The 7,926-nt window shown below is 63.6% G+C and carries 7 protein-coding genes and 2 pseudogenes; 3 read left to right on the top strand and 6 right to left on the bottom strand.

Annotated features, from left to right (window positions below):
- Positions 1-139 (top strand): annotated as a pseudogene (locus VHL31_RS07050) (IS481 family transposase); the annotation flags it as partial.
- Between the two features lie 132 nt (positions 140-271).
- Here VHL31_RS07050 and VHL31_RS07045 read toward each other — a convergent pair.
- The 3 genes and pseudogenes from VHL31_RS07045 to VHL31_RS07035 all read right to left on the bottom strand — a co-directional run bounded on the left by VHL31_RS07045 (position 272) and on the right by VHL31_RS07035 (position 3,002).
- Positions 272-1,582: a site-specific integrase gene (locus tag VHL31_RS07045; protein ID WP_329660498.1), complete on the bottom strand. Its 1,311-nt coding sequence runs from the start codon at positions 1,580-1,582 to the stop codon at positions 272-274.
- Between the two features lie 438 nt (positions 1,583-2,020).
- On the bottom strand, positions 2,021-2,155 hold the full coding sequence (locus tag VHL31_RS07040; RefSeq protein WP_329660497.1) for a hypothetical protein: 135 nt from the start codon (positions 2,153-2,155) through the stop codon (positions 2,021-2,023).
- Between the two features lie 15 nt (positions 2,156-2,170).
- Positions 2,171-3,002, bottom strand: a pseudogene (locus VHL31_RS07035) (IS5 family transposase).
- Positions 3,003-3,336: 334 nt separating this feature from the next.
- Between VHL31_RS07035 and VHL31_RS07030 the strand changes: the two are divergent.
- Positions 3,337-4,071, top strand: a complete 735-nt coding sequence (locus tag VHL31_RS07030) for a DUF417 family protein (RefSeq protein WP_329660496.1) — start codon at positions 3,337-3,339, stop codon at positions 4,069-4,071.
- A 182-nt stretch (positions 4,072-4,253) separates the two neighbouring features.
- Here VHL31_RS07030 and VHL31_RS07025 read toward each other — a convergent pair whose 3' ends face one another.
- Positions 4,254-5,453: an MFS transporter gene (locus VHL31_RS07025; protein WP_329660495.1), complete on the bottom strand. Its 1,200-nt coding sequence runs from the start codon at positions 5,451-5,453 to the stop codon at positions 4,254-4,256.
- A gap of 81 nt (positions 5,454-5,534) precedes the next feature.
- Between VHL31_RS07025 and VHL31_RS07020 the strand changes: the two genes are divergently transcribed.
- Positions 5,535-6,560 carry an AraC family transcriptional regulator gene (locus VHL31_RS07020; protein WP_349262381.1) on the top strand — a complete coding sequence of 342 codons (1,026 nt, stop codon included), beginning with the start codon at positions 5,535-5,537 and terminating at the stop codon, positions 6,558-6,560.
- 289 nt (positions 6,561-6,849) lie between these two features.
- Here VHL31_RS07020 and VHL31_RS07015 read toward each other — a convergent pair whose 3' ends face one another.
- Positions 6,850-7,086, bottom strand: a complete 237-nt coding sequence (locus VHL31_RS07015; protein ID WP_329660493.1) for a hypothetical protein — start codon at positions 7,084-7,086, stop codon at positions 6,850-6,852.
- Entirely contained in the window at positions 7,083-7,313 is a 231-nt protein-coding gene (locus VHL31_RS07010) for a hypothetical protein (RefSeq protein WP_329660492.1), read from the bottom strand. Before VHL31_RS07010 ends, VHL31_RS07015 begins: the two co-directional genes overlap by 4 nt.
- Positions 7,314-7,926 lie beyond the last annotated feature (613 nt).

The raw sequence follows: 7,926 nt of genomic DNA, 5'->3' as shown, positions 1-7,926 counted from the left end.
GCTCGCCTACAACTGCGCCCGCCGACTGAAGACCCTCAAAGGCAAAAGCCCCTACGAGTTCATCTGTCAGCAGTGGACCATCGAGCCACAGCGGTTCAAAACCAACCCATACCATCACAATCCGGGACTAAACAGCTAGGGCCAGAGGTGGCGCGCTCGAAAGTGGGGTGGTATTCAGCATCCGCTGATCCTTCAGCATGACCGGGCGGGGCGAGCTGTCCAGGCCGTTGCTCCGTCCGGTCGATCACCCGGAAGCGCCGGGCACGCATGCTCAGCCCACAACCACGCTGTTGAGCTTCAAAGGCTCCACGTTGGTCGGCTCAGCATCTAGCGCGAAACCCGTCTCATCGATTGTCTGCCGCACGAACCCGGGAGCGAGATGGCCATAATGCCTCTCCACCATCCTGGCGTCCGTGTGGCCGAGTGCCTGCGCGACCACCAGGAGCGGGGCACCGGCCATGATGCGGCCGCTGGCAAAGGTGTGCCGCAGTGCGTGGAAGTTCGCCGGCGGCGTGATCCCCGCACGAAGCGACGCTGTCTTCATACGAGCGATTTGGTGGTTGTCACCCCAACCATCACCATCGTCTCGAACGAGCAGAAGCTCGTCGCCTCCCCTCCCCTGTACGAGCGTCTCTAGGAATGCAGCCGCAGCTCTGTCCAGCGGCACATGCCGCGCCTTCCCTGACTTCGCCACTGGCACCAACAGAGCCCTGGCCCTGACATCCACGTCCCGGACCCGCGCTCTGGCTAGCTCGCCGAACCGGCAGCCGGTCTCGACTGCGGCGCGCACCAGGCGGCGAAAGTCTGGCGGGCAGGCATTGAGCAGCCTGACTACTTCCTCACGCGAGAGATAGCGTAGCCGAGCTGCATCGGCGCCGCGGAACGGCTGAACACGCTCCCACGCATCAGGACTTCCAAGGCCATGCTCCCGGTGCGCGTGGGTCAGCGCCGCCTTCAGGATGGTCAGGATCCGATTGGCGCTCGACCGCCGCTTTCGCTTCAACTCATCGAGGTCCGCGTCGGCCTGAACCGCTTTCGGCATACCTTGACGTCCGAGTGCAGGCGCTTCTGCCAACGCGACGTGCCATGCTCGAACCCTTGTAGCTGTAAGGCGAGCGAGTTCGACCTCGCCGAGCGTAGGGTGAATGTGGCGCTCGATGGCGCGCTCGGTCTGCTTGACGCCCTTACGCTCGCGCCTGAACCACTTCATGTAATCGTCGACTGCATCGTTGACCGTTTGGAGCTTGAGCGTTGACGCCTCCTCCATGCCGGCCGCACGGCGAACCTGCTGGTCCCACCATCGGACCGCTGCCTCTTTCGCCTGGGTGAAACTGAGGATGTCGATGCCATTCGCCTCGCGTTGATCGTCCGCGAAGCCAAGCGCGGTCTTGCGATACGTCAGCTTGCTGCTGCCGGTCGGGCGCCAGCGGGCATACCACGTGCCGTACTCGGTGCCTTTCAACCGGCGGTAGCCGATGTGCTGGCCTGGCGAGATGCCGAACCACCATGGCTCATGTGCTGTTTCGAGCTTCGCCCGTTCGGTCTTGCTGCTGATCCGCGTGAGCGGCACCGGCTTAGGCATCGTTGGTCCATGATAAAAGCTTCGGAAATGTAATACCATGGACGATAATGAACAAACCTGGACCGCGAATCCTGCAATTTGAACACGTTAGAGACACGTGACTGACAGCAGTGGACGCTCAAAGACAGTAAAACTCTATCATTTGCTTCCCTCTCACGGCGCAAATAGGGGTTCGAGTCCCCTTGGGGACGCCAACCATCCAATGGTTTAGGTGTCAGAAGCTGGTTAACCCAGCAGTTCATGTTCCGCTGGTGTCTCATGTCTTTGACCGAACGTCGTGGGACGGTGCTGGACAGGTTGCCGTCATAGGCTCTTCAACGTGCTGCACGATCTCATAGAACGCGCGTTCGGATGAAGGCGTGATCGCGCTTTCGCGCGCACGCATGGTTGCTACTCCCGCGACCCTTGGGCATGCCCTGAGGAGGAACCAGCGGACTATCACCTCCCGTTCATCAGCCGGCTCACTTGGCGGCGGCCAAGCACAACGCTGCCGACGATGCGCTTGGCTTGCTGCACATCCGGAGCCAGCCAGTTGAGCAGCCAGATGCCATGGACGCCGGCCGTCGCCTGCAAGCCGACTAGGGTCCGTTAGCTCCTGAGCCAATCGAGTGCGGCAGCGAGGCAGAGGACGCCCATGAAGGAGCAGGCCCTTTTCTCGTAGCGGGTGGCGACGGCTCGCCACTCCTTGAGGCGTGCCCAGAGGCGCTCCACGCGGTTGCGATTGTTGTAGATCCAGGCGGGACAGGCGACCGGTGCTTCATGCCGCTGCGGTGGAATCGCCGGTCGTGCGCCCAGGTTCCAGATGTGCTCGCGGAAGGCATGGCTGGTATAGCCGCGATCCGCCACGACCCAGCGCGGCATGGCCGGCAGACGGGCAAGCAGGCCGATGGGCTGCGGCAACTCGTGCGCCTGTCCGGGCGCCAGGCTGAAGGCGATGGCGCGACCGCTACCGTCGGCGATCACGCAGGATTTCGTTCCATAGCCGCCACGAGATCGGCCAAGAGCTTCACCCTCAGCGCATCGGGTTCTGCTGCCCCTTTTTGAGCGGCACCGGCCGCCTTTTGGTGTGCCCGGATGTTCGTGCCGTCCAGGAAGGTCATGCCAAGCTGCATGCCGTGCGCCTGCGCCATCATCAGAAGGCGCTCCCACACGCCCAGCCGTCCCCATCAGCCGTCAGCAGACGGCTGATCCGATCTCCAGGGGAGCGGCGGCCAGCAGGCCGCCGAGGGCGGATGAAGATCTGCGCCGCCATCCACCAAGGCCCGAACTCACTCGGCAGGCTCCGCCACTTCGCCCCGTTCTGGCAGCGCCAGATGATCCCCTCGATCGTGCGCCGCAGGTCGTGATGCTGCGTCTTGCGGTGTGGGCGGCAGGCCTCGATCAGCGGTTCCAGCACCGCCCACTGCGCATCACTCAGCACACCTGTCATCAGCCATCCCATCTGCTACCTGCCTCGCAGATGGGGAGGAATGACCAGGAGCTAACGGGCCCTAGGCTGAGGCAGCTGCCAAACATCACCTCATAAGGGGCCGGGGATCAGGATCAGCATCGGTAGTGACAGCAGCAGGATGGTCAGACCGAGGTCGGCGCGACCAAGCCCGCCAAAGATATCCCCAGCGCTACGTTCGTCTGCCCGTCCAGAGGCCGGACCAGAGCATCAAGTTTTGCGGAAGCGGTGCCTGCCGCGATGTTCGTCTGGCTCTTCGTTAGATGCAGCACCGTCTGCTCATCCGCTCGACCGGCACGCCTGACTCGTGCCCGAGCAGCATGATCGCCGCTGCGGTCAGGCCTGGCTCGGGCGCCTGATCCTTTGTGCCGCGAGCACGGTTTCTGCCGAAGCCAGAACCAGAGCTCCAATGACGTTCTCAATCTTCTTTCTGTTCACCACCAAAAAATATGCACCACGCATAGACGTTGAGTGCCTGCATATATATGCTTCATGCATACAAATGCGGGAGACCATCATGCAGCACCTATCAACAACCACAGGCCAGCTGGCTGGTTTGCTTGATCGCTTTGCGCCCGCCGGGCCCATCAAGTCTGCTGGTCGTGCCGTCGCGCTCGCAGGCGTCATCTTGCCGCTGGCGATGATCGGCATCCTCAAATTCACGCAGATCGAGATCGACGCGCTCAAGCCGCTGATCAGCGGAACACCCTGGCTGGCCTGGCTCTACCTCGTCTTCGGCGAAGCAGGTGCCGCCTACCTCCTAGGCAGCGTTGAACTGCTGACGGCAGCGCTCCTGGTTGCTTCGCCTTGGTCAGTCCGTGCCGGTGCTGCAGGCGGTGCACTGGCCAGCCTGACCTTTGCGGTCACCGTGTCGACCATGTTCGCCCTGCCGATCTGGGAATCAGGTTCGGGTGGCTTCCCTTGGCTCAACGCGACGGGCTCGTTCCTGATCAAGGACGTCGCGCTGCTTGGCACTAGCCTAGTCGTGCTAGGCGAGAGCCTTGCGCGGCTGAGCGGCACATCAATTCAGGGTCAAAGGTAGAAACGCAGTTCTGTCTCTGGCACCGTTGCTCTGCCGGGCACGGACGGTCTCAACGTGGATGGTGCGTGTACCGCCCACTCGCACCACCTCAGGCAGGTGCAGCCGGCCGGCGGCAATCACTGGGCGGCGGGAACTACACGGTCTCCTGTGCTGACGGTCTTCAGCCTGTTGTTTCGTCCGTGTCAGATCTTGGTGCGCAGCCGCGTCCGAACGCCCACCAAGACCATCAGGGTCGCCAGGAGAAGAACAAGGGTGCTCGCGATGAACACGCCAGTTGCGCCGCGCGCATCGAAGATCACGCCACCCACTGCTGCGCCGATGGCTATGGCCAACTGAACAGCCGCCACGATGAGGCCGCCGGCACTCTCCGCCTCATCGGGAACGGCGCGGGTAACCCAGGTGGACCAAGCCACAGGCACAGCGCCGAACGCCAATCCCCACAGGGCCACCATGGCGGAACTTGCCACAGGGAGGCTGCCGAGAACCACGAGCCCGAAAGCAAGCACGGCCATCAGCAGCGGCATCAGCAGTAGCGTCAGCCGCAGGTTCCGCTCCAGCAACAGCCCTGAGAGGAAGGTGCCGAGCAGGTTGGCAACGCCGAAGCCCAGGAGGATGCCGGATACCGCACTGATGCCGACACCGGTTACCGTCTCCAGGAAAGGGCGGAGATAGGTGAAGAATGCGAAGTGCCCGGTGAACACCAGCACGACGGCCACCATGCCGATGGCAATTCCAGGTCGCAGCAACACGTTACCCAAGGTGCGCAGGCTGGTCAGCCCACTCGACACCATCTTGGGCAAGGTCGCGAACTGCACCGTGAGCGTCACGAGCCCCAGTGCCGCAACGATCAAGAAGACGATGCGCCAGCCAAAGATATCCCCAAGATAGCTGCCGACCGGTGCTGCCAGGATCGTCGCGGCCGAGACGCCACTGAAGATCAGCGACAGCGCGCGCGGGACAAGCGCCTCCGGCACAAGCCGCATCGCAACAGCCGCGGACATTGTCCAGAAACCGCCGAGCGCCAGGCCGAGCAGAACGCGTCCAAGCAGCAGGGCCGGAAGGTTGGGCGCGAACGCCACCAGCAGGTTCGATGCGATCAGTAGCATGGAGAAGGCCAGCAGCACGGGCCGCCGGTCGATGTGGCGGGTTGCTGCCGCGATCAGGAGGCTTGTCACCAGTGCGATCGCGGCCGTGACCGTGACGGCCTGCCCAGCCAGCCCCTCGCTGATGCCAAGATCCGCCGCCATCGGCGTGAGCAGGCTGGCAGGCAGGAACTCGGCCGTCACCAGCCCGAATACGCCCAGCGCCATCGAGACGACGGCACCCCAGGCGGGCTCTTCCCGCGCCCGTGTCGCTTCCGTCCAGGGAATCGAGTCGCTCACAGTCCATCCTTTGGCGAACAAGCATCAATGAGTTGCAGGTTAGGATGGACACGCCGGACGCACCATGCCACCAGGTCCGGAATGCATGATCACACGTCCGAAAGCCCACCTGTTCGTCAAGGCGGGCAGCTTTCGAGCGACCTCGTGAGCGAGTTGCTCATGGGAATGCGCCTGGTCGGAGTCCAGTACCGGCGGATCGAGATCGCGCCGCCCTTTGGCATCAGCTTTGGCACGGTTGAAGGGCGGGCACAGTTCCACTTCGTCGCCTGCGGGTCGGTGCTCCTGCGTAGTGCGAGCGGGGTGACGCACGTCTTGGAAGCGGGCAGTGCCGTACTGCTGCCGCGAGGTGGCACTCATGACCTTCTGTCTGCGCCAGACGTAGGTAGTCGCGATGTTGAGGCCTTCGAGGTCGCCTCCCTGTGCCGAACCGTCAGCACCATCCGGGCGTGCTCTGACGACACGTGCCGTACGAAGAGGGCAGTGATCTTCAGCGGTCGCATGGAGTTCGATCTCGGTAGCATGCATCCGCTCGTGGCGTTGATGCCCGAGGTGATGTTGGTCAGTACGTTGCTGGACCGATACCCGGAAATGCTGCCGATGCTGGAAGCCATGGAGCGCGAGGCTCGTGCCGAACGCGCGGGCTTTGCCGGCATACTGGCTCGACTGGCCGACGTGGTGGCAGCCTTCATCGTGCGTGCCTGGGCAGAATGTGGCTGCGGTGATGCCGCAGGCTGGATCAATGCGCTGCGTGATCCACGCCTGGGTCGTGTCATCGCCGCGCTGCATCGGGATCCCGGGCGGAACTGGACGGTGGCCGAACTGGCCGCCGAGATGGGTAGTTCACGCTCCGTGTTCGCCGAGCGGTTCCTCGCCGTCACCGGGATGACGCCGGTACGCTACCTGACCGAACTGCGCATGCGCTTGGCAGCCCAATGGATCGGACGCGACCGGCTACCGGTCGAAACCGCAGCCTATCGTCTCGGCTACGGCTCCCAGGCCGCCTTCAGCCGCGCCTTCAAGCGGGTCGTCGGCCAACCACCCGTGAGCGTGCGCGCCAAGGCGGCGGCTGGGACGCCGTCCTCAGCTCCGCAAGGGACAGCTTCCTGAGCTTCTCAATCGTCCAACTGCTTGTGGACCACGGCCGCGCCCAGCATCCAGTGCACCGGAACAACGGCAGCAGCCAGGTCAGCGAGCCCGACAGTTTGTGCCGCCGGCGCAGCCGAACCACATCTGTTCTCTGCGCCGGCATATCCGGAAGATGCCCCTGAGCTTATGCCACGCCTGCAGGTCGCGCAGCCGATCGATGCGACCGGGGTTTCGTCGGGCGCAGCACCCCCAGGCCCCTGAAGACCCGTCGATGATCAGGCAGTGCCACATGGCAGGCGCCGCAGGCACTTCAGCTACGCAGCGAGGTGCCGCGGGGCACCAGATCCCTCCGGCGCAGCAGCCGGCCAGCGGAGGACTGGCTAACGCCAGCGGATTGCCCATAAGCCTCGACGGCATCCGAACCGGGCGCTTCTTGTCGTTCAATCTTTCCGAGGAGGTCGGTCACGAGCAACAGCCGGACCAAGCCCCTAGGAAAAGCAGGGTCCACCGGCCGCAGGCTGGTGGACGTGATCGACAGACTGCTCATCGCTTCACCTCCAACGGCTGCGGCTTCCAGTTCGGCCGCAGCACCAGCCAGTCGAGCCGCTCGATCTGCTCGGCAACTTCGCTCGCCAGATCGTAGGCTTCCACGAACGGAACGGGCCCACCGCCAGACCGGGCCCGGCGGACGAGCACCCGCGCGATGGCATGGGCGAGGTGGTCGCGTCCTACAGCGCGCAGGTCTGCAACGGTGGCTTCAGGAGCTTCGGTCATGTGCCGACTCTACGAGAACATAATATGAACATCAAGGACCGTCGTGAGCCGCTGCGCCTCGCAGCGCATCAGAATGATGGTCAGGTCACGACTATTGCCTACCCTCGCTCCACCGTATGGCGGCCTCGTATAACGGCCATCCAGCGGGAGGCGTTTGACCAGGGCGGGGCCAAGTGCCGCCTTCAGGTGGATGTCCAAGTTCGGAGAAATCGGTCTTCATGATCGACACAACATAGTTGGCGTCAGCGAATGCAAGCTGGTCGACCAGCCTCACCAGGCCGCGGGTGAGTTCGTCGTGCTCGTGGAGGAGCACGATCAAGGAGTCACGGCACATCTCAGGGTCCATGTCCGACATCCGCCCTCTCCCCATCTACAGGATAGAGCGACGGCGCTCGACGCCCATGGTTCCCACCGCACGCACAGCCGCATCGCATCGGATTATCTCCCGATGCCGTTGCCGATGGCTTCCCCCCTAGAAACGGTCTTCGAAATGGGTAGCGTCCTGCGGAGAGGATGCGTGTAGCGCCAAGCGATCCATGATCGTTCAAGGCTTCCGCCATGCCCGAGTACCGTCGCTTGTACCCCACCGACCTGTCGGACGAGGAGTGGGCGC

The sequence above is a fragment of the Geminicoccus sp. genome (genome assembly GCF_036263595.1).
Taxonomy (GTDB): domain Bacteria; phylum Pseudomonadota; class Alphaproteobacteria; order Geminicoccales; family Geminicoccaceae; genus Geminicoccus.
This window is presented reverse-complemented; position numbering and strand designations above follow the sequence as displayed.